The following is a 23,087-nucleotide window of genomic DNA, read 5'->3' as shown; positions in this document are numbered from 1 at the left end:
ATAGCCGCCGCCATCAACGTGAATAGGTGAGAAATGGACGATAAGAAGCAGATGAAGCTCGGGTTGCTGCTGAACGCCGTCGGCTTTCACATCGCCGCCTGGCGCCACCCCGATGCCCGTCCGGATCTCGCATCGCGGCTGGAGCGCTATATCGACATCACGCAGACCGCCGAGCGCGGCAAGTTCGACCTGGTGTTCCTGGCCGACAGCGCGGCGATGCATCACTCTCACAACTATGAAGTGATGGCGAAGATGTCGCCATTTTATCAGATGGAGCCGGTCAGCCTCTTGTCGGCGCTGGCGCCGGTGACGGAGCGGATCGGCCTCGTGGGCTCCATCACGACGACCTACAACGAGCCCTTCCACATTGCCCGCAAGATGGCCACGCTGGACCATGTCAGCGATGGCCGCGCCGGCTGGAACCTGGTCACCTCGGCGAACCAGGCCGAAGCCTACAATTTCAGCCGCGACGCCCACATGGACCATGCCGACCGGTACGGTCGGGCCGTCGAGGTGGCGGAGATCGTGCGCGGCCTGTGGGATAGCTGGGAAGACGATGCCCTGCTGTTCGACAAGGAGAGCGGCCAATATTTCGACCTGGATAAGATGCATCCGCTCAACCATGTGGGCGAGCGCTTCTCGGTCCGCGGTCCGCTCAATGTCTTCCGCAGTCCGCAGGGCCATCCGGTCATCGCCCAGGCAGGCTCCTCGGAGCCGGGCAAGGAGCTGGCCGCCGAGACCGCCGATATCGTCTTCACCCAGCAGCTCACGCTTGAAAACGGCAAGGCCTTCTACGCCGATCTGAAGAGCAGGATGGCGAAGTTCGGGCGCAGCCCCGATGAGCTGAAGGTGATGCCGGGCGTGGTGCCGTTCGTCGCCGACAGCCGGGAGGAGGCGGAGGCCGACTTCCAGGCGATGCAGGAGCTGATCCTTCCGGAGGTCGGCCTGGCGCTGTTGCAGGAGCTGCTGGGCGGGGTCGATCTGTCCGGCTACGACCTGGATGGGCCGATGCCGGAGCTGACGGCGACCAACGCGGGCAAGGGCCGGCTGCAGAACCTCACCGAGCTTGCAAAGCGCGATAACCTGACGATCCGCCAGCTCTACCAGCACGCCGCCGGGTCGCGCGGCCACTGGATGCTCAAGGGCACGGCCGAGCAGATCGCCGATACGCTGGAGACCTGGATCCAGGAAGAGGCAGCCGACGGCTTCGTGGTGATCCCGCCCTATCTGCCGGGCACCATCGACCGGTTCGTCGACAAGGTCGTGCCGGAACTGCAGCGTCGCGGGCTCTTCCGCGAGGACTACGAGGGGCAGACGCTCCGTGACCATCTCGGGCTGGCTCGGCCCGTCTACACCAGCGCCTGATCTCGGGCTCGCGGCGCGGGCCACTTCACCGACCCCGCGGAAGAACGGGGACTCGGTGGTTCGCAACGGTCGCGGTTTTCCTGCGCACACACTTCAAGGGGAACGACATGCGTGATCTGAACAGAAGACATTTTCTGCACCTCACGGCCGGTGCCGCTGTCGCCGGCGGCTTGTCGGTCATGCCGCGGGCCGCTTTTGCCCAGGCCAAGAGCGTCGAGGCGCTCTACGAGGCCGCCAAGGCGGAAGGCAAGCTGGTCTACTACGCTGCTGCCAACGTCAACATCACGCGGCGCGTGGTGGCGGCCTTCAACGAGCTCTATCCGGGCATCGAGGTGGAGATCCTCAGGCTTGCCACCAGCCAGATGGCTCAGCGCTTCATGTCGGAGCATCAGGCCGGCAACTATGCCAACGACCTGATCCAGCTCTCCGACCCGTTCGTCCTGCAGGACGCCGCCGATCGTGGCTGGCTCGCTCCGCTGTCGGAGCTGCCGGCGGCGGCGACCTATCCCGCCGACGCCAAGACCGAATATTGGGCACTGATCGGCATCGCCGCCCATACCATCATCTACAACACCGATCTCGTGTCGGAAGCGGAGAGCCCGAAGACCTGGGAAGACCTGCTCGATCCCAAGTGGAAGGGGCAGATCATCCTTTCGGATCCGCGCAACAACCTGGAAGTCGCGGACTGGCTCTACACGATGTACGACGCCTACGGCGAGGACTATCTCGTCGCGCTGAAGGCCCAGGATCCGCAGTTCGTACCGTCGATCCTGCCCGGCCTGCAGATGCTGGCCGCAGGCGACGGCAAGATCATCGCACCGGGCCTGCATCAGGCGACGATGATCATGCTCGACAAGGGTGCTCCCGTGGCCGACGTGGCCCCGGCGCTCGACAGCGGTCAGGAGTCGCTGGTGGCCGTGTGCTCCAACGCCAAGAGCCCGAACGCGGCGCGTCTCCTCGCCAACTTCCTGCTCACGCCGGCCGGCCAGGCCGCCTATTGTGCCGGGTGGGCGGCCTCTGTCCTGCCGGAGCCCGTGCCCGGTGCCATCGAGCTGTCGCCACAGCACAAGCGCGCGCGCTACGAGCAGGCGCTCGCCGAACGTGACAAGCTCGTGGCGATTCTCGGCCTTTGAATGTCGGCTGAGGTGTCGCGATGAGAAACCCTGCGTTGACGGAGCAGATCATGTCGTACAGCGCCGGAGTGTCTCCCAGCGCCCCCCGGATCGTGGTGCGGAACCTGACCAAGCGGTACGGGTCCGCCCACGGCGAAGTCCTGGCGTTGGACGACGTCTCGCTGGAAGTCGCGGTGGGCGAGAAGCTTGTGCTTCTCGGCCCGTCCGGATGCGGCAAGACCACGCTTTTGCGCTCGGTCGCCGGTCTCGAAACGCCGGACGAGGGCGAGATCGAGATCGACGGCAAACTGGTCTTCTCCGCCGCGAAGGGCGTGCTCGTGCCTCCCGAAAAGCGCGGGCTCACCATGGTGTTCCAGTCCTATGCGCTGTGGCCGCATATGACCGTGTTCGACAACGTGGCCTATCCGTTGGTCAACACGCGGGTGGCGAAAGCGGAGATCCGCGAGCGGGTCAGGGAAGCGCTGCGGATCGTGGGTTGCGCGCCGTATGAGGCGCGCTACCCGTCTCAGTTGTCGGGCGGCCAGCAGCAGCGGGTCTCGCTGGCGCGGGCCATCGTGGGTCGGGACAAGACCGTGCTCTTCGACGAGCCGCTGTCGAATGTCGACGCCCAGGTGCGCGAACAGCTTCGCGGCGAGCTGGTGTCGCTTCAGCGCCGCTTCGGCTTCAGCGCGCTCTACGTCACCCACGATCAGTCGGAAGCGCTGGCGCTCGCCCATCGCATCGCCGTCATGAAGTCGGGCCGGGTGATGCAGATCGGAACCGCGCGCGACATCTACGATCGGCCGACGTCGCGCTACGTCACCAATTTCACCGGGGCAGCCAACTCCTTCGATGGCCGGGTGCGTGCGGTGGCGGACGGAGTGGCGTCGCTGGAGACCGCGTTCGGCGTTCTGGACGCGCCGGCGGGCGAGCTTGCGGTCGGCCAGGCGGTCGACCTGGTGATCCGTCCGGAGCACTTGCGCATCTCCACCAGCCGACCGGAGGGCAATGCCTTCGAGATCCGGATCGATGCCGCCATGTTCCTGGGCATCTACACCGAATATGCCGCGACCCACACCGCCGCGTCCGACGAGAAGACGGCCATGCTGGTGCGCAGCACCGAGCCGACCCCGCTGAGCGAGGGCGATCGGGTCTGGGCCACGGTCAGCCCCACAAACGTCGTCGTGTTCCCCAAAGGGGGCGACGATGAGTGACGCCACGATCGCCCCCGCACGGGCGCACCCCGGGGGCGCGTTGGGCGAGCTGGTCTCGCTGCGCACGATTTCCGTTCTTGTGGTGCTCGGCGTTTCGGCCCTGATCATCTATCCGATCGCCGTGATGGTGTGGGGCGCGTTCGGCCCGAACGCCGCGGTGCGCGAACAGGGTCTGTTGCAGACGCTGATCGAAGCCAACGTCGTCAAGGTCCTGACCAACACGTTCATTGTCGTCGGTGCCGGCGGCGCGATCGCGATGGTGGCCGGGGCGATGTTCGCCTGGCTGAACGAACGCACCGACGCCAGCACCGGCTGGTTCGGCGAGATTCTGCCTCTGATGCCGCTCCTGGTGCCGCAGATCGCCGGCGTGATCGGGTGGGTGATGCTGCTTGCGCCGCGGGCCGGTCTTCTCAATGCAGGGATCCGCGATGCGCTTTCCGTCGTCGGGGTGGAGCTAAACTCCGGGCCGCTGGATATTTATACGATGGGTGGCTTCATCGCGATCATGGGCCTCTATCTGACGCCGTACGTCTATCTGCCGGTTTCCTCGGCGCTGAAATCGCTCGATCCGAGTCTGGAGGAAGCCTCGCGCATGGCCAAGGCCAGCACGTGGTCGACCTTTCGGCACGTGACGATGCCGGCGATCCGGCCGGCGCTTCTTGCGAGCCTGCTGCTCGTCTTGATGATGGGCTTCGCGATCTTTTCCGTGCCGGTGATCATCGGGACGGGGGCCAACATCGAGATCCTGTCGGTCCGGATCTATCACCTCGTGTACGGCTATCCCTCGCGGGTCGATCTGGCCATCATTCTCGGCCTGGTTCTGACGCTGATCGTGCAGACCTTGCTTTTGCTGCAGGCGTGGATCGCCAATTCCGACCATGCCGCCCAGATCGGCGGGAAGGGCGCGCGCGTCGCGCGGGTGCAGCTCGGCCATTGGCGGCTGCCGGCACGGGCGGCGCTGATCGCCTACATCCTGGCTGCCGGCGTGCTGCCGGTTCTTGGGCTCGCCTTCGTCTCGCTGCAGCCGTTCTGGACCGCGAACATCAAATGGGACGTGCTCGGTTTCGACAACTATCGCACGATCTTCACCGGATACGGCCAGACCGGGGAGGCGCTGTTCAATAGCGTCGCGCTCGGCATCATCGGCGGGACGGTGGGCATGTTGATCGCGGCCCTGCTGGCGCGCACCGCCAAGACTTCCGGCGGCCTTCTCGGGCGAGCGATCAATGCGATCACCGCCGCGCCGGCCGGAGTCCCGCACGTGGTGCTGGCCGTCGGTTTCGTCCTGTCCTTCTCAAGCGGCTGGCTGAACCTGAGCGGCACTTGGCTGATTCTGCTGCTCGCCTATCTCACGATCTTCATGCCTCAGGCCATGCGTTCGGCCGCGGTGGCGGTGGATCAGGTCGGTCGAGAGCTGGTGGAAGCCTCCCAGATCTTCAAGGCCAGCCCCGGTCGCAGCTTCCGCAAGATCCTGCTTCCGCTGATGTTGCCGGGTCTGGCCGCCGGCTGGGTGATCCTGTTCGTGCAGATGTCTGGCGAGCTCACCGCGTCGGCCCTGCTTGCCAAATCCACCAATCCGGTGGTCGGGCAGGTGCTTCTGGACTTGTGGCAGAATGGGTCCTTTCCTGAGATCGCGGCCGTGGCGTTGATCATGACGCTGATCAACAGTGCCGTCGTGAGCGTGGTCTTTGGCCTGTTGCGACGCAGCCGCGCCCACCGCCCCTGACGCCAAATCGAACAGGATCGAACATGAACACCGCTGATCTCATTCCCTCCGACTATCTGCGCACCGTGGCGCCGGAGGTGGCGGAAGCCTTCAAGACCATGCGCGCCCACATCAGCGAGGGGCCGCTCGACTACGAGACCCGCGAATATGTGATCATCGGCGGCTTCGCCGTTGCCGGCTTCGAGGAGCCGTTCCGTATTCATGTCGGTCGCATGCTGGACCGTGGGGTCTCGCCGGAGAAGCTGCGCCATGCGGTGATGTCGCTGCTCGGGGCTTCGAGCGCGCTCTTTCCCGTGGTTTTGGCCTTGAAGTGGCTCGACGCGGAAATCGCGTCACGGGCGGGATAACGTCACGCCCAGATCCACTCCACCCCACGTCAGGACGGCAGCGGGAGAACGACATGCCGGTCAACAAGACCCACGACGAATTCTACACGCTGGATATGAGCAGCGGTTGGGAAGTGCCCGCCGGCTATCCTTCGGGAATCCAGCAGAAGATTATTTCCGGGGCGCTCGACGAGGAGAATAACCGGGGCACGCGCACGCGGCTCTTGCGGTTCGAGCCGGGGGTCTACACCACGAAGCCCTTTTCCCACGACTATTGGGAGGAAGTGTACCTCGTCTCCGGCGACCTCACCGTCGGCAACAACGAGAACGGGGAGGGCGGGGTGGCCTTTCCGCCGAACACTTATGCCTGCAGGCCGCCGCATGCCGCCCATGGACCGTTCAAATCGAACGGCGGCTGCCTTCTGCTTGAGATCCACTATTTCGATCCGGTATGAGACGTCACGCTGCCCGACCGCGTCGCGCCCCGGATCGGGTTTGATCTCAATATCTTAAAGTTGGATTCAAATGACTATGACCGCCCTGATTGAGCCTGAAGAGCTTGCAGCCGCGCTGGCCGACCCCTCAGTGGTGGTGGTTGACGCCACCTTCACGATGCCCGGCGTTTCGCCGACGGCAGCCGAGCTCTACAAGGCCGGGCACATTCCGGGCGCACGCTTCTTCGACATCGACGCGATCGCCGATCCGGACTCCGCATTGCCGCACATGCTGGCGGATCCTTCGGTCTTCGAAACCACCGTTGGAGCGATGGGGATTTCCAACGAGACGGACGTCATCGTCTACGACGCGCCGGGCATGCTGTCGGCCGGCCGGGTGTGGTGGAATTTTCGCATCATGGGCCACCAGCGGGTTCGCGTGCTGAACGGCGGGCTTCGCGCCTGGCGGCAGGAAGGACGCCCGGTCACCGAAGAGGTGCCGGTTATCGAACCGGCGACGTTCCGCGCCACGTTCGCGCCCGCTCTGCTCCGCAACAGGCAGCAGCTTCTGGACAACGTTGCGACGCAGGCGGAGCAGGTGATCGATGCCCGTGCCGCCGAGCGCTTTTCAGCCGAGGTCCCGGAGCCTCGCGAGGGTCTGCGATCGGGACATATTCCCGGTAGCCTGAACGTTCCCTCCGCCCTTCTGAGCGATCCGGAGAGCGGGCGGATGAAATCGCCGGCCGAGTTGAGCGCGCTCTTCGAACAGGCGGGGCTCGGCTCCGATCGACCGATCGTCACCACCTGCGGGTCCGGTGTGACGGCGGGCGCGCTCTATTTCGCGCTCCACCTGATCGGTCGTGACGACGTTGCCGTCTATGATGGCTCGTGGTCCGAGTGGGGCCTGCCTGGCGAAACGCCGGTGGAGAGCTGATCCCGGCCCCGGGTCGGTGCCGCCATTTGCGGCGGAACTTTCCTCATTTGGTATGATCGCCCCCTTCTGGCGGCGTCCGAAGGGGGCGATCGCCTTTCATTCTTAGAGCGGGATGCGGGCGGAAAACCGGTGCCCACTTTTCCTCATCCCGCAAGATCAACCCCTTCGGACCCTGTCCGAAGGGATGAGTTGATCGCCTTTCATTCTTAGAGCGGGATGCGGGCGGAACCGGTGCCCACTTTTCCTCATCCCGCAAGATCAACCCCTTCGGACCCTGTCCGAAGGGATGAGTTGATCGCCTTTCATTCTTAGAGCGGGATGCGGGCGGAAAACCGGTGCCCACTTTTCCTCATCCCGCAAGATCAACCCCTTCGGACCCTGTCCGAAGGGATGAGTTGATCGCCTTTCATTCTTAGAGCGGGATGCGGGCGGAAAACCGGTGCCCACTTTTCCTCATCCCGCAAGATCAACCCCTTCGGACCCTGTCCGAAGGGATGAGTTGATCGCCTTTCATTCTTAGAGCGGGATGCGGGCGGAACCGGTGCCCACTTTTCCTCATCCCGCAAGATCAACCCCTTCGGACCCTGTCCGAAGGGATGAGTTGATCGCCTTTCATTCTTAGAGCGGGATGCGGGCGGAAAACCGGTGCCCACTTTTCCTCATCCCGCTCGCAGTTTGTATCCCGGCATGGACAACGCGCGTCAGCTTCGCTTCGATGCGACCCCGTAGCGGACGCGTATGGACCACGAGGGATCTGACCTATGGACGCAGGCAAGTGGAGCTTCTGGATCGATCGGGGCGGCACGTTCACCGACATCGTGGCGCGCACGCCGGGCGGACAGTTCGAAGCCCGCAAGATCCTGTCGGAGAATCCGGAAGCCTACGAGGACGCCGCGCTCCATGGCATCCGTCTGTTGATGGATCTGGGGGCGGATGCGGCCATTCCCTCCGATCAGATCGCCGGCATCAAGATGGGGACCACGGTCGCCACCAACGCGCTGCTTGAGCGCAAGGGCGACCGCACGCTTCTGCTTGTCAGTCGGGGTTTTCGCGATGCGCTCCGGATCGGCCATCAGGCTCGCCCCGACATCTTTGCCAAGGTGATCGTCAAGCCGGAGATGCTGTACGAGCGGGTCGCCGAGGTGGAAGAACGGGTTCTCGCCGACGGCACGGTGGAGGCCGAACCGGACCTCGCCGCGGTGCGCGCGGAACTGGAGGCGGCCAAGGCGGACGGCATCGACGCGGTCGCGATCGCCTTCATGCATGCCTATGCCTATCCGGCTCACGAAAAGCTGGTGGCGGCTCTGGCCCGCTCGCTCGGCTTCTCCCAGGTCTCCGCGAGCCATCAGGTCTCGCCGCTGATGAAGCTGGTTCCGCGCGGCGACACCACGGTGGTCGACGCCTACCTGTCGCCGATCCTCAGGCGTTATGTCGACCGGGTGGCGGCGGCATTCACCGACGAGGGCGCCGAAGACGGTCCGGCGGCGACACGCGGCATCGGGCTCATGTTCATGATGTCGTCGGGTGGGCTGACGGCGGCGAACCTGTTCCAGGGCAAGGACGCCATCCTGTCCGGGCCGGCCGGGGGCGTGGTCGGTGCGGTGGAGACGGCGAAGCTCGCCGGGTTCGATCGGGTCATCGGCTTCGATATGGGGGGCACGTCGACCGACGTCTCCCACTATGCCGGCGAACTGGAACGGACGCTGGAGACAGAGGTCGCCGGCGTGCGCATCCGCGCGCCAATGATGCAGATCCACACGGTGGCGGCCGGCGGCGGCTCTATCCTGCACTATGACGGCGCGCGTTTTCGGGCCGGTCCCGACAGCGCCGGCGCCAACCCCGGCCCGGCCTGTTATCGCCGGGGTGGCCCGCTCGCCGTCACCGACGCCAACGTGATGGTGGGAAAGCTTCTACCGGACGAGTTTCCGAAGATTTTCGGTCCCGATCAGGATCAGCCGATCGATATCGAAATCGTGCGCGAGCGGTTCGAGACGGTGGCGGCGGAGATCGGGGATGGCCGCAGTGCGGCGGAAGTCGCCGACGGCTTTCTGACGATCGCGGTTGAGAACATGGCGAACGCGATCAAGAAGATTTCCGTTCAGCGCGGCCACGACGTCACCGGCTATGCGCTGGTCTGCTTCGGCGGTGCCGGCGGTCAGCACGCCTGCAAGGTGGCCGATGCGCTCGGGATGACGACAGTAATGATGCATCCCTATTCCGGCGTCTTATCGGCCTACGGGATGGGGCTTGCCGATGTGCGCGCGAACCGGACCCGCTCGGTGGCGAAGCCGTTGGAGCCGGCCACGATGCGCGAGTTGGAGGCGCTGAAGAAGGCGCTCTCGCGCGATGCCGCAGGCGAGCTGGAGCGCCAGGGCGTCGCCGACGCGGACGTCACCGTCGATGTGCGCTGTCATCTGCGTTACGACGGGACCGACACTGCGTTGCCGGTCGCCTTCGCCGAACGCGACGCCATGGCGGCGGATTTCGCTACCGCCCATCGGCGCCAGTTCGGGTTCGTGTTCGAGGATCGTCCGGTGGTGGTCGAGGCGCTGGAGGTGGAGGCGCTTGGTGGCGGTGCCGATCTGGCCGAAGAGGATCTGCCGGCCGGAGACGAGCCGCCGGCGCGGTCTTCCACCACCCGCTTCTTTTCCGGCGGCGAGTGGCATCCGGCCGGGATCTATCATCGCGACGGCGCCCGCCCCGGCGGCCGGATCGCGGGCCCGGCACTGCTGATCGAGGATCATCAGACCATCGTGATCGAGCCCGGCTGGGCGGCGCGCATCACGCCTAGGAATCATGTGGTTCTGGAGCGGGTGGAAGCGTTGCCGGCGCGCACCGCGCTCGGCACCGATGCCGATCCGGTCATGCTGGAGGTCTTCAACAACCTCTTCATGTCGATCGCCGAGCAGATGGGCGTGACGCTGCAGAACACCGCCTCCTCGGTGAACATCAAGGAGCGGCTGGACTTCTCCTGCGCAGTGTTCGACCGCACTGGCGCGCTGGTGGCCAACGCGCCGCACATGCCGGTGCATCTGGGCTCCATGGATCGCTCGGTCGAAAGCATTATCGAGCAGAATGACGGCCGGATTCGGCCTGGCGACGTGTTCGCCCTGAACGCGCCCTACAATGGCGGCACCCACCTGCCGGACATCACCGTGGTCACGCCCGTGTTCGGCGAGGCTGGCAACGAGCTTCTGTTCTATGTGGCGAGCCGCGGCCACCATGCCGACGTCGGCGGCACCGCGCCCGGCTCCATGACGCCGCGGGCGACCACGGTCGACGAGGAAGGGGTGCTGATCGACAACTTCAAGCTGGTCGACCAGGGTCGTTTCCGGGAGGCGGAAACCTACGACCTCCTGACGGATCACCCCTATCCCTGTCGCAATCCGGCGCAGAATGTCGCCGATCTCAAGGCTCAGATCGCGGCCAACGAGCGCGGGGTGCAGGAGCTGCGCAAGATGGTCGATCAATTCGGCCTCGACGTGGTGGAGGCCTATATGGGCCACGTCCAGGACAACGCGGCCGAAAGCGTGCGCCAGGTCATCGACGCCTTGTCGGATTCGGCGTTCGAAGTCACCACCGACCAGGGCGCGGTGATCAAGGTCGCCATCAGCGTCGACAAGGAGACCCGCGAGGCGACCGTGGATTTCACCGGCACGTCTGAGGAGCAATATTCCAACTTCAATGCCCCGGAGCCGGTCACCCGGGCGGCGGTGCTCTACTGTTTCCGCGTGATGGTGGAAGGCGACATCCCGATGAATGCCGGTTGCCTGAGGCCGATCAACATCGTCATTCCGGAAGGCACCATGCTGTCGCCGCGCTATCCCGCACCCGTGGTGGCGGGCAACGTGGAAACCAGCCAGCAGGTGACGAATTGCCTGTTCGGGGCGTTGGACGCCATGTCGTCGGCCCAGGGCACCATGAACAACCTCACCTTCGGCAACGATCGCTACCAGTACTACGAGACCATCTGCTCCGGCTCGCCGGCAGGGCCCGGCTTCGATGGCACCGACGCGGTCCATGTCCACATGACCAATTCGCGGCTGACCGATCCGGAGGTGCTGGAGTTCCGCTATCCGGTGGTGGTGGAGGACTTCCACGTGCGTGTAGGCTCTGGCGGGCACGGCAAATGGACGTCCGGCGCCGGAACGGAGCGCACTCTGCGCTTCCTGGAGGAGATGGATTGCGCGATCCTGTCGTCGCACCGCCATGTCCCTCCGCACGGGCTTGCCGGCGGAGAACCGGGACGGACCGGGAGCACGTGCGTGCGCCGGATCGATGGATCGGTCGAGACCTTGGACGGCACCGACCAGACGGTGATCGGTCCCGGTGAGGCGGTGATCGTGACCACGCCGACCGGCGGCGGTTATGGTCAACTCAAAGACGGACAGAGTTAGGGCTTAAACGTCGCCACGCGGTAGAGGTAGACGAGGATCAACCCTGCGACGATCACGGTGGAGATCGGCGACAGCACGGTGCCGATTTCCGCGTAGGCGCTGCCGAGCCAGTAGCCCGCCACGACCAGGAGGAGAGACCAGGCGGCGGAGCCGATCGTCGTGAACAGGAGAAAGCGGCGCCAGCCCATGCCGGCAAGCGCCGCCGGGACGGATATCAAGGTACGGACGGTTGGCACCATCCGGCCAAGCAGCACCGCCTTGCCGCCGTGCCGGTCGAACCAGTTGTCGACGGCTTCCACATCACCCGGGGTGAGCGACAGCCAGCGGCCGTTGGTCCGGGCAAGCCTGAGGAGGCCGGCCTTGCCCACCTGGGCGGCGAGCACGAACCAGACCGTTGCGCCCGCGACCGATCCGACAATGCTCCCCGCCAGCACGGTTGGTAGGGCGACATCGCCGCGGCTCGCCGCATAGCCGGCGAGCGGCAGGATCAGTTCCGACGGCAGCGGCGGGAACACATTCTCCAACAGCATGAGAAAGGCGACACCGGCGGCGCCCCACTCTTCCACGACGTGGCGGATAAAAGCTGTCATGGTCGCCGGCTCTCGCGATCAACCGTAGGCGCGGCGCGCGCGATCACGGTCGGACGCCTGACGACCATCGTGGTCGGACCCATCCACATCCTCCGCACCGGGGCGGCGCGCATCGTCGTCCTCGGGAACCGGGAGCCGCGCAAGCTCCAGTTCGCGGGCGATCCTAGCGAGCGGCCGCAAAAAGAAAAACAGGCTCCCGACCACGAACAGCCAGATCGCCGCCGTTTCGGTTGCCTTCCAAAAGAACAGGATCGACCCGATCAGGAAAGTGAAGCCGGCGAGCAGGTCGATGGAGGTGTAGGCGATCTCATAGCGGCGATAGATGGCGCGATGGGCCGCCGAGGCGGTGAACTTGCCGGCGTTGAAGGCGTTTCCGACGAAAGCCATGTGCGTGTCCTCTTGCACCTTTCGTGTCAGCAGGGCCGAACGCGGGCGGCACGACCATGTCCCGGGGATCCATCCAACGGCGCGTGCCCCGTGACGGGAACGGATCTGGGGCCGACAAGTTCTCGTAGCCCGCATCATTTCGAACGAGCCCATCAGGCAACGCAAAAACCCGAAAGGGGATCCGAAGCATGGACGCGCGCGACGATACCGCCAGCGAGGAGACGCAGGCGCCCGCCAAGAGCCGATCCAGCCGAGCGCTCTACGATCGGCGCGGCCTGATCAACGCCACGCTGGTGATCTCGGGTGTCCTGCTTGCGGGCTTCGCCATCTGGAAGCTGTCCGGCGTCCTACTCCTGATCTTGTGCGCCGTCATGCTGGCGATCGTCCTGGATGCCGCAGCCGACGCGGTGGCCGAGCCCATCGGCTTGCCGCGCTGGGTCGGGTTGAGCTTTGCGGTGACCGTGATCGCGGCGGCCGTGGTGGCGGCCATCGTGTTCGCCGGTCCGACATTGGCCGATCAGCTCGCCGGCGTGCTCGGACAGGTGGAGGCCGGGTTGGATCGGCTGCGGTCCTCGGTGTCGGGTCTGGACCAGCTGATGCCGGGCGGCGGCGACGGCGGCAACGGCCTCGAAGGCATGCTGCCGGGCCCGAGCGGGATTTTGTCGGGAGCGACGGCCGCGCTTTCCAGCGTGCTGGGCACCCTGGGCAGCGTGCTCGTCGTGGTCGTCGTCGGGATCTATCTAGCGGCCGCGCCGGAAGACTATGCCAACGGTCTCGTTCGTTTCGCTCCGCGGTCCCAACAGGACGGCGTGCGCCGGCTGGTGTCGAGCACCGGGTCGGTGTTGCGGCGTTGGCTGATCGGCAAGGGGATATCGATGCTGATCGTGGGCGTGCTCAGCTATTTGGGGCTGATCGTGCTCGGCGTACCGCTCGCGCTCTTCCTTGCGGTGTTTGCGGGGCTTGCCGCCTTCGTGCCGTTTCTCGGCCCGGTGGTCGGCGGGATCGCGATGGGGCTCGTCGCCCTGTCGGAGAGCTGGCAGCTCACGCTCTGGGTGCTCGGCCTCTATCTCGTCGTGCAGACGGTGGAGAGTTATCTGCTGACCCCTATCGTGCAGCACCGGACGGTGTTTCTGCTGCCGGCCGTGGTGCTGGTCGCCCAGCTCGTGATGGGCACCTTGTTCGGACTGCTCGGCATCGCGCTCGCCACGCCGCTGACCGCGATCGGCATGACGGTGTTGAACGAGACCTATTTCCGCAACAGGGCATCTGGGGACGCAGGCTGAGGGAGAGCGGCGACGGCGTGCTTTGGACCGCGCTACCCGAGCGCCACCTGGACGGCGACCCCGCCGGCGAACACGGCCAGGAGAGCGGCGCTTTCGAAGCCGATGCCGGCGATGCCGTGGCGTTCCCGGCGGATCAGTCCAAGAAGCAGGATGGCGGTCATCAGGATCGACCAGACCAGCAGGAACAGCGCCCGCTCGCCCACGGCGTGGAAGATCGAGCCGTCCCGATAGGCCAGGTCGGAGAAGACGAGGAACAGGACGTCGAAGGTGTTGCCACCGATGATCCCGCCGACGGCGAGCTGCAGGGCCCCCCGGCGCACCGCGGCCAGCGTGGTGACGAGCTCCGGCAGCGAGGTCGTGACGGCGGTCAGGAGTGCGCCGACAAGGGTTTCCGACAGCCCGGTCCATTCGGCAATCGTCACGCCGGCGCGCGCCAGCACCCAGCCGGTGATGCCGACCGCAAGCAGCAGGCCGGCGAATTCGACGAACAGCCTCTTGGTGCTGGCGGCGTCTTCGTCCTCTTCGTCGGGCACGTCGTCGCGCGTCTCGCGCGTTCTGCGCGGCACCCACATTGGGTGTTCGACGGCGGCGTGGGAGAGGCGCAGCCCGTAGACGTAGATCGCGATCAGGAGCGGCGTGACCGGATGGATCGCGAACAGGGAAAAGCCCGGCGTGACCATGGCGAGTGCCGGGATCGACAAAAGCACGATCAGGAGCGTGCCCTGGATCAGGTTGGTCTCCGAGGCGGCGGCGTGCTCCAGATTGCTGCGTCGATAGATCAGATCGGCGAGCGCGAGAAAGACGGTCTGGGCCGCAATCCCGCCGATCGCGTTGGAGACCGCGAGATCTGCGTGTCCTTGCCAGGCGGCGGTGACGGAGGTGACCGTTCCCGACAGCGAGGTGCTGGCGCCCAGGAGCACGCCACCGATCATCGCTTCGCCGAGGCCGGTGCGGTCGGCGATCCGGTCGGCGACGCCGGACATGCGGACGCCGGCCGCCATGATCACGGCGGCCGACGCGAGAAAGGCGGCTAGGGCGACGACGGGCTGATCGAGCATCTTGTCCTCTGCGCCGGCTTTGAAGTCCGAAGCCGGCCGGCGGAGGGGGTGTCAAAATGATGAGTTCGAGGCGGTCCGCGATCAGATCAGGCGGAACGGCTTTCGGTGATGAACCTCAAATGGGACGTCAGCGGCTGAGGGCGGGCTTGGACGGGCCGAGAAGCAGCCACAGGATCAGGCCGATCAGCGGCAGAACCAGGATGATGATGATCCACAGAATCTTGGCGCCGGTGGACGCGCCGGACCCGACGATCTTGATGATCGCGTAGATGTCCAGAACGAGAATGATCAGTCCGAGAATGCCGCCAAATTCCGGGCCCATCGTGTCATCTCCTCAAGTGGTCGCGCGGATCGCCGATCGGGGCCGGGCGCGAGGCTCGACCGAATGCGGCAAAGATGTGGTTCGCTCACCCAACGTCGGGGCGGCCCGGTCGGTTCCCTTTGCGAAGCGGAAGCCGCCGGTCACGGGAACGGGTGTTGGAAGGTCGACGTTTGCCAACGGAACGAGGCGCGCGCGTCATATTCCGTTGGGCGTCGTGCCGGATAAGCGAAACGCAAGCCTGCGCGGCGAAGCGGACTGGAGGGGTAGATGGACGACGGCGTCTTTTCCTTCGTTGAGCCGACGGCGATCCCGCTGTGGGAAGTCTCGGTTCGCCTGGCGCTTGCCGCGATCCTCGGCGGAGTGATCGGTTTCGAGCGCGAGCGCGGGCAACACGCTGCGGGGCTCAGGACTCATATGCTGGTGGCGCTGGCGTCGGCCGTGTTCGCCGTCTTGATGATCGAGTTTCTGGAAGGGGCGCTTTCCAATCCCGATCGAATCCGGCTCGATCCGACCCGGGTTCTGGTCGCCGTGACCACCGGCGTCGCCTTCCTAGCGGCCGGTACGATCATTCGCTCCGGGCGGCAGGTGCATGGCCTGACGACCGGGGCCGGCCTTTGGCTGGCCGGCGCGCTTGGAACGGCAAGCGGGCTCGGCTACCTGCAGATTGCGGGGGTGGCGACCGTGATCGGCGTGATCGTGATCGTGTTTCTCAAGGTCGTCGACAACGCGATCGACAAGGACAGCGGATAAGGCACGTCCGGTCGGGGGCTGCGAACGAAAACGCCGGCCCGAAGGCCGGCGTCTCGTGAGTGCTGTGGCGGATGCCAATCAGATCTCGCCCCAGACTTCCTTGGCGATATCGACGATGAACTCCAGCTTCTTCCACTGCTGTTCCTCGGTGAGGATGTTGCCTTCCTCGGTGGAGGCAAAACCGCACTGGGGCGACAGGCAGAACTGGTCGAGCGGCGCGTATTTCTGCGCTTCCTCGATCCGCGCCAGAACGTCGCCGCGGCTTTCCAGGTCGCCCGACTTGGAGGTGATCAGGCCGAGCACCACGCGCTTGTCGCCCTTCGGCAGGAAGCGCAGCGGCTCGAAGCCGCCGGCACGGTCGGAATCGTACTCCAGGAAGTAGCCGTCATAGTTGATCTTCGACAGCAGCGTTTCGGCGACGGGCTCGTAGCCGCCCTCGGAGATCCAGCTCGAGCGGAAGTTGCCGCGGCAGACATGGGTCGTGATCGTCATGTCCGCGGGCTTGGCCTTCAGCGCATGGTTGATCATGTCGGCGTAGACTTCCTGCAGGCCGTCCGGATTGTCGCCACGCTCGCGCGCCGCCTGCATTTCCTTTTCCGAGCACAGATAGGCCCAGACGGTGTCGTCGAACTGCAGATAGCGGCAGCCGGCGTCGTAGAAGCCCTTGACTGCCTTGGCGTAAGCCTCCGCCGTATCGGCGAAGAAGGCATCGAGATCGGGATAGACGTCCTTGGAAATCGCCTTGCGGCCGCCGCGGAAATGCAGCACCGACGGCGACGGGATGGTCATCTTCGGGGTGACCGTCGCCACCTCTTTCAGAAAGCGAAAGTGGTCAAGCATATAGTGGTCGCCAAAATCGACCTTGCCAGTGATGGCGGGGCTTTCCGAGCGCGTCTTCACGCCGGTGAACTGGATCGACTTCTCGCCTTTGACGAGCTCGACGCCCTCAAGACCGGCGAGAAAGTCGAAATGCCACCAGGACCGACGGAACTCGCCGTCCGTGACCGCCTTCAGGCCGGCGCGCTCCTGATGCGCGACGGCATCGCGGATGCAGGCGTCCTCGACCGCCTTCAAGCCGGCGGCATCGAGATCTCCGGCCTCATGCGCCGCGCGGGCGTCCTTGAGCTTCTGGGGGCGGAGCAGGCTACCGACCTGGTCGGCGCGGAACGGAATTTTTGTGGACATCGCGTATCCTTCCCATCGGTTCGCATTCAAGAAGGTGCATGGTCACCTTGTGCAGGCGCATAGCACCGGCGGCTTGCGGGGCCGCAGCGTCGCGGAGGTTATCGGCCTTGCTCTGAGGAAGGTCAACCTGTACACAAGCCGGATACATTCGCTAGTCTGCGCCCGATCTGCGTTCGACTTTGCGGCTCTGCGCAGGGTCGCGGTTTGACGGGAAAGCGAGGCCGATTTTCCAGGATTCTAGCCAATATGACATTGGCGATCCGGCCGGTCAGTCGCGAAGGTGGGGCCGGCATCCTGCGCGCAATGTGTGCAGCGCGAGGTGAAAAAGGCAAACTGTGCGGTGGCGTCGCACCCGCTTGGCCAGCGTGCACGCGCGGCGAAACGGACCGGCGGAAACCGGCGATCGTCGATTGGAACCGAGGAGTAACATGGCCTCTAAGCCCCCCCAGACCGAACGCGCGGCCACCCAGTCGGTCAAGGCGATCATGGGGATTCGCGAACTGGTGTTTTCCGGCGAGGTGATGCCCGGCGAACGGCTGTCGGAAATCACGGTGTCGGAGCGGCTGGGGCTGTCGCGGACACCGGTGCGCGCAGCGCTTGCCCGATTGGAGCAGGAAGGGATTTTGGAGGCGATTCCCTCCGGTGGCTACGCGGTGCGGATCTTCACTGCGGCCGATATCGTCGACGCGATCGAGCTCAGGGGCGTGCTGGAGGGGACTGCGGCGCGTCTGGCAGCGGAGCGCGGCGTCGCGCCGGCCCGTCTCGCCACCCTGCATACGCTGATGGACGAGCTTGACGAGATCGTCGGCGTGCCGGCCGAGGATCTGAATTTTCCCGCCTATATTGCTCGCAATCAGGAATTTCATGAGACGCTGAAAGGGCTTGCGGGAAGCGAAATGGTCCGCCGCGAGCTGGAGCGGGTCACGAGCCTGCCTTTCTCAGGGCCGAGCGCCTTTCTGGAAGTGCAAGCGGAAATCCCGCAGTTTCGCGCCTCGCTGGTGATCGGCCAGGCGCAGCACCGGGCGATCCTCAACGCCATCGAAATGCGCGAAGGCGGGCGTGCGGAAGCGCTGGCTCGCGAACATGCCCGGCTGGCCCGGCAAAATCTCGATCATGTCATCGAGAATCGCAAGCTGATGACCAAGGTGCCGGGTCTCTCCCTGGTGAAGGGGTAAAGCTGCCTCCGCTTCCGCTTTTCTCAAGCTCGCGGAGCGGGTCGAGCGTATAATTTCGACGCGTTTCCGGACAGCCAGCCGGTTTCCACTTGGTCTGGAAACGCTCTATTGGCCCGCCATCCGTTTCATCTGCCGCTTGGTATATTCTTCCATGCGTTCGCGGCCGCTGTCCGTCAGTCGCACCGTAATGCGCCGGCGGTCCGCCTGGTCGGGAATGCGCTCGATGAGACCGGAATCCTGGAGATCGTCGATGCGGCGCAGCGCCGTCGTCGTGGGAGCCCGCGAGGCCAGGCAAAGGCTCGTGACGGAAATCGGACGTCCGCACGCCTCCGCCAGCGCCAGGTCCAGGAGCATGTCCCAGGCGGGATCGGAAAACAGATTCGGATCGAAGATCGAATCGCGGTCGGAGCGGGCCGCAATCAGGGCGCGCAGATAGTCCGGCGTGGCGGTGATCGGCGCGGCGATGGCTTGCTGGGTCTGTAGCTCTTGCGCCAGCGTCAGCGCCCGATCGATCGCATGGGCGACTTCTTCCGGCATGACCGGCTTTTGCAGGAAGTCGACGGCGTGGAGCCGCAAGGCGGCGACGGCGCGGTCGAGCGAGGCGTTGCCGGTGATCACGATGGCCGTCAGCGGGCGTCGTTTCCGGCGATAGGCGAATTTCTGCAACAGCTCGATGCCGTCGATCTGGGGCATTTGAATGTCGGTTACGACGACCTGCAGCTCCGGGTGGCGGTCCACCAGCTCCAGCGCCTGATTGGCGGTCGTGGCCTGACGTGCCGGGTGGCCGAGCGCCTCCAGCCCTTCGCCGAGCTCTTCCAGCACCGGCAGATCGTCATCCACCAACAATACGCGAATCGGAGCCTCGTCCTCCGGCATTCTACGCCTCTCGCCCCGTCTCGCGTTGGCTCTTCGAGCCGTCGGTCAAGTTCGACGCCAACACAGGCAACATCGCAATCAACTCCCGAAGAGGCTTCTTGCGTGAAATCAGGTATCCTTGAACATAGTGGACCTTATTTCGCCGGGCGAGGGCAAGATCTTCCTTTGTCTCGACGCCTTCGGCAACGATGGTGAGGCCGAGCCGGTGTCCCAGGTCGCCGAGCGAAGAGAAGATGTTGCGTGCCTTCTCCCAGGTTCGCGCGGCGCGAACCAGCTCCAGATCGATCTTCATTTCCGTCACGGGTAGATTTGCGAGCTGAAGAAGGCCGCTCTGGCGCTGCCCGACGTCGTCGAGCGCCAATGCGAAGCCGGCCAACCGCAACTTGATCAAGGCGCCCAAAGCGGCGGCGGAAGTGTCGTAGAGCGCGTCCTCCGTCAATTCGAAGATCACGCGTCCGCGCGCGATGCCGGCGGCGTCCACGATGGCCGCAAACCGGTCGACTTCGGCCGGTTGCAGCAGGACGTCCAAAGGCAGGTTGACGCTGACGTCGCCGGAAAACCCGGCGGCGGTCCAGGCTGCACAGGCGCTGGCGGCTTGACGCAAGACATCGTGGGTGAGCCGGACCAGGAGCGCGACATCGCCGGCGGCGACTGCGACGATCCGATCCGGACCGATCGGACCGAAGGGATCGAGATGTCCGGCCAGCAGCGCCTCGGCCCCTTCGAAGCGAAGGGCGGCGGCGTCGACCAGCGGTTGAAAGGCGACGGGAAGGCTGCGGCGATCAAGGGCGGTGACGAGCGCGGCGCGAATATCGTCGTCGGACAGCGCATTCTCGGGGCGAGCCAATGGCGCGCGATTTTCGGCGTTTAGAAGGGCAAGCAGGGCATCGGGGTCAAACGGTTTCGGCAGGGCGCCGAGGACCGTCAGTCCGGCCCGCTCCGCCGCCATACTGGCCGCGCGCAGCATGCCTTCTCCCTGGCCCGTTGTCAGGATCAACGCCGGTGGCCGGGAGCAATCCGGAAGCAGAGCCAGGATATCCGTGCCGTCGACATTCGGGAGTTTCAGGTCGAGGACCAGGACGTCCACATTGTCGAAGTCATCAGGACGGATCTGGGTCGCATCGGTCTCGGCGTTGGCCAGGAGCCCGTTTGCGCGCAGCATCTGGATGAGCTCGACATCGAGATCTGCGTCGTCGTCGAGGATGAGGATGTCCCGGCGTTTCGGGTTGCGCTCGATCATGTGCCGAGATCACGTCTTTCTGGATCACGGCGGTTCCGGATCCAAAAATCCCGAAATCACACGGCGTGACCGATATCAGGAGCTGCCCGGTTCGCCGCGTTTGGCAAGCCGTTTCTCGATGTCGTCGATCAAGACGAACGGATCCACGGGCTTCAGATAGAGCGCGTCGACGCCGAGATCTTCGGCCGTGGTGTCGTCGACCACATAGCCGGTCATGATTGCGTGAAGCTTGGGTCGAAGATTTTCGGGCAAGCCGCGGGCAAATGCGACGAGGGAGGTGCCGTCGGCATCGTCGAGGCGCAGATCCGTGATCAGGCAATGGGGTTGCATTGCCTCAAGCAAGATCCGCTTTGCCGCCGCAGCGCTATGGCACAGGCGAACGCGCCACCCGAAGCTCTCGAACAGCTCGGCCAGTTCTTCGGCGATCTCGACTTCATCGTCGCATAGAAGGATGGAGCGATCGGTGGTCATGCCGCGCTTCGATCGAGTTCCAAGGGTCGTGGCGCCGGCAGCGAGATCGTGAAGCACGCCCCGCCGGGCACGTTGGTGGCGACGATCTCGCCGCTCATCTTGCGAACGATGCTTCGCGACAGGGACAGGCCCAGGCCCGTCCCCTTGTCGTCCGGCTTGGTCGTCGTGAACGGCTCGAAAATGTCGCTCAGGATTTCGGTCGGAATGCCGCCGGCCGTGTCCTCCACGATCAGGCGAATGTCCGATTCGCTCGACGTTCCGCTAATGCTAACCGCGCGTGCGGCCTCGGGAATATCGGACATCTCGAAGGCATCGCGCGCATTCAGGAGCAGGTTGACGATCACCTGTTCGAACAGCGTCTGTTCGCCTTCGACTTCGGCATCGGGCGAAAAGTCGAGATCCAGATTCAGGCGGATCGAGGCCATGCGATATTGTTCGGCCACGAATCCGATCGCGAGATCGATGGCGCGGGAAAGCGGAAAGCGCGACGAGCGCAGGGAGGGCTTCCTGCCGTAGCGGCGCACCTGGTCCGTGATCCGCTTGGCGCGTTCGACCTGTTCGTCGATGCGCGCGAGCTTGGCCGAGACGGGCTCGATCTCCCCGTTGGCGAGATGGCGCCGGGCGTTGGCCGCCGCCATCCGGATCACGGCCAGCGGCTGGTTGATTTCATGGGCGATGGCCGACGCCATTTCACCCAGGGTGGAGAGCTTCGCCGCCTGCATGATCTGGTATTCGGCGTCCTGGATCTGGGTCGTATCGCCCAGGGCGAACAGACATTGCGGCCGGCGCTCCCACATCACGCTGCGGCAGCTCCCCCGCAAGGCGATGATCGAGCCGTCTTCGCGTTGGAAGGTAAACGAGCCCCAGCCGCTGGATTGGCTGCAGGTCGAGAGGACGGTCTGGGCGGCTTCCATGAAGCGCTGCCAGTCGGGATGATCCGGAGACGGGTTAATGAGTGCGAGCGCAAAGCCGTTGATGAAGGAGATTTGCCGGTTGGCGGTATCGTAAACGATCACCACGGCCGGTATCGCTTCGATCAGTGCCCGGAGGTTGGTGCGCACGACCTCCGCTTCGGCTTCGGCTTCCTGCACGGCCAACAGCCGATTGCGGTCCCGCACCGTCTGAACGAACAGGAACACGATCAGCAGTCCGCCGGACAGGAACAGCAAGGACAGCGGCACGATCGCCGAATTGTTCGCCAGCTCCTGCTCGCGTCGGTAGATCTCGTCGTTATAGGCGATCGCCGATTGCAGAACCGTTTGCAGCGGGGGCAGCAGATCGTCCAGCTCGTTTGCGAGCCGCTCCATCTCTCCCCGCATCTCGAAGGTGTTCTGCGTGTGCTGCCCGTCGAGAAAATCGTCGATCAGGTTTTCATAGCGCTTGAACAGCGACGCATAGTTTTCGATGTCCGGCAGCAGCCGGCCCTCCTCCGAGTCGTAAAGCAGCGGCAGCCGCGAGCGGAGGATGGCGAGCCGCAGGTGCACGTTGTCGACTTCCGACGCCGAAGGATCGAGCGTGGCAATTCGAAGCGCGGCGAGGGATTTCACCAGCTCCAATTGTGCCTGATAGGCGACCCAGCCGGACGTTCGGATCGACACGGCAAGCGCCTGGCGGCTGCGCTCTTGTTGCCAATAAAGCAGGGCGGTGCTGGCAAACATGCCGAGCGTCGTCACCACCAGCACGATGGTGAGCGTGCGCGACCAGGCCGGAACCTTGCTACTCGACGAGGAAGTCAACGGCTTTGACCTGCCAAACCATACGCCCATGATAGAATTGCGTATCGAGCTCGGGATGTGAGCTCAGCGGATAGACGACCCAGTACGGGCCCTTGTCGCGCACCGGCATCAATTCGCCGTTGTGGCGAACTGCGAGAATGGCTCCGCGCTCGGTCCAATCGGCGGGTTCGAGCGTCGCGGTATAATCGTTGAGGGCGACGAAGGTGGCCTCGGCGACGGGATGCGGAGCGAGTTTGGCGAGGACCGCGATACTCGGTCCGACGAAGGTCCGCATGTCGTGGGTCCAAGGGGTGGCGGTCTCGATCGTGGTCTGCGGCAGCGCCTCGACCTCGTCCACGCCGAGGGTCTTTTCGGCGACGACCGTCCCGTTTACGTCCTTCCAACGCAGCGTGAGCGGTGTGTCGATCGGTGCGGCCAGCGCCGCGCCAGTAGCCGTCAGGCCGGCAAAGAGAGCGGCAATGCGTGCAAGTCGTCTCAACATCTCGGGCCTTCGAAGGCGGTTGGGG

The 23,087-nt window shown here is 64.9% G+C and carries 21 protein-coding genes; 11 read left to right on the top strand and 10 right to left on the bottom strand.

Features of this window, described 5'->3' with window-relative positions; all coding sequences use genetic code 11:
- Positions 1-33 precede the first annotated feature (33 nt).
- The 8 genes from HNS03_RS09690 (at position 34) to HNS03_RS09655 (ending at position 11,508) form a co-directional block, all read left to right on the top strand.
- Complete coding sequence (locus HNS03_RS09690; RefSeq protein ID WP_367194881.1) at positions 34-1,365, top strand: LLM class flavin-dependent oxidoreductase; 1,332 nt, start codon at positions 34-36, stop codon at positions 1,363-1,365.
- Positions 1,366-1,472: 107 nt separating this feature from the next.
- Entirely contained in the window at positions 1,473-2,498 is a 1,026-nt protein-coding gene (locus tag HNS03_RS09685) for an ABC transporter substrate-binding protein (RefSeq protein ID WP_367194880.1), read from the top strand.
- A gap of 50 nt (positions 2,499-2,548) precedes the next feature.
- Complete coding sequence (locus HNS03_RS09680) at positions 2,549-3,691, top strand: ABC transporter ATP-binding protein (protein ID WP_367194878.1); 1,143 nt, start codon at positions 2,549-2,551, stop codon at positions 3,689-3,691.
- Positions 3,684-5,417, top strand: coding sequence for an ABC transporter permease (locus tag HNS03_RS09675; protein ID WP_367194877.1), 1,734 nt, complete (start codon positions 3,684-3,686; stop codon positions 5,415-5,417). The genes HNS03_RS09680 and HNS03_RS09675 overlap by 8 nt, the downstream gene beginning before the upstream one ends.
- Before the next feature lie 23 nt (positions 5,418-5,440).
- Complete coding sequence (locus HNS03_RS09670) at positions 5,441-5,764, top strand: carboxymuconolactone decarboxylase family protein (RefSeq protein ID WP_367194875.1); 324 nt, start codon at positions 5,441-5,443, stop codon at positions 5,762-5,764.
- Between the two features lie 53 nt (positions 5,765-5,817).
- A complete protein-coding gene (locus HNS03_RS09665; protein ID WP_367194873.1) occupies positions 5,818-6,198 on the top strand; it encodes a cupin in 381 nt (126 codons plus the stop codon).
- 76 nt (positions 6,199-6,274) lie between these two features.
- Positions 6,275-7,111, top strand: coding sequence for a 3-mercaptopyruvate sulfurtransferase (gene sseA, locus HNS03_RS09660; RefSeq protein WP_367194871.1), 837 nt, complete (start codon positions 6,275-6,277; stop codon positions 7,109-7,111).
- A 761-nt stretch (positions 7,112-7,872) separates the two neighbouring features.
- Positions 7,873-11,508 (top strand): hydantoinase B/oxoprolinase family protein, encoded by a 3,636-nt coding sequence (locus HNS03_RS09655; protein WP_367194870.1) that lies wholly within the window; start codon positions 7,873-7,875, stop codon positions 11,506-11,508.
- On the opposite strand, the gene HNS03_RS09650 is transcribed toward HNS03_RS09655, so the two are convergent.
- Both HNS03_RS09650 and HNS03_RS09645 read right to left on the bottom strand, forming a co-directional pair.
- Positions 11,505-12,098, bottom strand: a complete 594-nt coding sequence (locus HNS03_RS09650; protein ID WP_367194868.1) for a DedA family protein — start codon at positions 12,096-12,098, stop codon at positions 11,505-11,507. The two genes, HNS03_RS09655 and HNS03_RS09650, sit on opposite strands and share 4 nt — an antisense overlap.
- An 18-nt stretch (positions 12,099-12,116) precedes the next feature.
- Positions 12,117-12,485 (bottom strand): YrhK family protein, encoded by a 369-nt coding sequence (locus HNS03_RS09645; protein WP_367194866.1) that lies wholly within the window; start codon positions 12,483-12,485, stop codon positions 12,117-12,119.
- 188 nt (positions 12,486-12,673) lie between these two features.
- Here HNS03_RS09645 and HNS03_RS09640 point away from each other — a divergent pair, with 188 nt between their 5' ends.
- A complete protein-coding gene (locus HNS03_RS09640) occupies positions 12,674-13,768 on the top strand; it encodes an AI-2E family transporter (protein WP_367194865.1) in 1,095 nt (364 codons plus the stop codon).
- A 32-nt stretch (positions 13,769-13,800) separates the two neighbouring features.
- Here HNS03_RS09640 and HNS03_RS09635 read toward each other — a convergent pair whose 3' ends face one another.
- Both HNS03_RS09635 and HNS03_RS09630 read right to left on the bottom strand, forming a co-directional pair.
- Positions 13,801-14,826 (bottom strand): sodium:calcium antiporter, encoded by a 1,026-nt coding sequence (locus HNS03_RS09635; RefSeq protein WP_367194863.1) that lies wholly within the window; start codon positions 14,824-14,826, stop codon positions 13,801-13,803.
- A gap of 127 nt (positions 14,827-14,953) precedes the next feature.
- Complete coding sequence (locus tag HNS03_RS09630; RefSeq protein ID WP_367194862.1) at positions 14,954-15,148, bottom strand: PLDc N-terminal domain-containing protein; 195 nt, start codon at positions 15,146-15,148, stop codon at positions 14,954-14,956.
- 267 nt (positions 15,149-15,415) lie between these two features.
- On the opposite strand from HNS03_RS09630, the gene HNS03_RS09625 reads away from it, so the two are divergent.
- The gene (locus tag HNS03_RS09625) at positions 15,416-15,898 is read left to right on the top strand and encodes an MgtC/SapB family protein (RefSeq protein ID WP_367194860.1); all 483 of its coding nucleotides are present in this window, start codon (positions 15,416-15,418) and stop codon (positions 15,896-15,898) included.
- Between the two features lie 78 nt (positions 15,899-15,976).
- Here HNS03_RS09625 and HNS03_RS09620 read toward each other — a convergent pair whose 3' ends face one another.
- Positions 15,977-17,083 (bottom strand): cobalamin-independent methionine synthase II family protein, encoded by a 1,107-nt coding sequence (locus HNS03_RS09620; protein ID WP_367194858.1) that lies wholly within the window; start codon positions 17,081-17,083, stop codon positions 15,977-15,979.
- Positions 17,084-17,511: 428 nt separating this feature from the next.
- Between HNS03_RS09620 and HNS03_RS09615 the strand changes: the two genes are divergently transcribed.
- Positions 17,512-18,258, top strand: coding sequence for a GntR family transcriptional regulator (locus HNS03_RS09615; protein WP_367194857.1), 747 nt, complete (start codon positions 17,512-17,514; stop codon positions 18,256-18,258).
- Between the two features lie 105 nt (positions 18,259-18,363).
- Here HNS03_RS09615 and HNS03_RS09610 read toward each other — a convergent pair whose 3' ends face one another.
- The 5 genes from HNS03_RS09610 to HNS03_RS09590 form a co-directional block, all read right to left on the bottom strand.
- Positions 18,364-19,134, bottom strand: a complete 771-nt coding sequence (locus HNS03_RS09610; RefSeq protein ID WP_367194855.1) for a response regulator — start codon at positions 19,132-19,134, stop codon at positions 18,364-18,366.
- A 1-nt stretch (position 19,135) separates the two neighbouring features.
- Positions 19,136-20,374, bottom strand: a complete 1,239-nt coding sequence (locus HNS03_RS09605; RefSeq protein WP_367194854.1) for an EAL domain-containing protein — start codon at positions 20,372-20,374, stop codon at positions 19,136-19,138.
- A 75-nt stretch (positions 20,375-20,449) separates the two neighbouring features.
- Entirely contained in the window at positions 20,450-20,845 is a 396-nt protein-coding gene (locus HNS03_RS09600) for a response regulator (RefSeq protein WP_367194852.1), read from the bottom strand.
- Entirely contained in the window at positions 20,842-22,581 is a 1,740-nt protein-coding gene (locus HNS03_RS09595; RefSeq protein WP_367194850.1) for a sensor histidine kinase, read from the bottom strand. Before HNS03_RS09595 ends, HNS03_RS09600 begins: the two co-directional genes overlap by 4 nt.
- The gene (locus HNS03_RS09590) at positions 22,562-23,062 is read right to left on the bottom strand and encodes a hypothetical protein (RefSeq protein WP_367194849.1); all 501 of its coding nucleotides are present in this window, start codon (positions 23,060-23,062) and stop codon (positions 22,562-22,564) included. The genes HNS03_RS09595 and HNS03_RS09590 overlap by 20 nt, the downstream gene beginning before the upstream one ends.
- Between the last annotated feature and the right edge of the window lie 25 nt (positions 23,063-23,087).

Source organism: Amorphus sp. 3PC139-8 (assembly GCF_040750475.1).
Taxonomy (GTDB): domain Bacteria; phylum Pseudomonadota; class Alphaproteobacteria; order Rhizobiales; family Amorphaceae; genus Amorphus.
The sequence above is the reverse complement of the archived record's forward strand: the minus strand, read 5'-3'. Positions and strand labels throughout refer to the sequence as shown.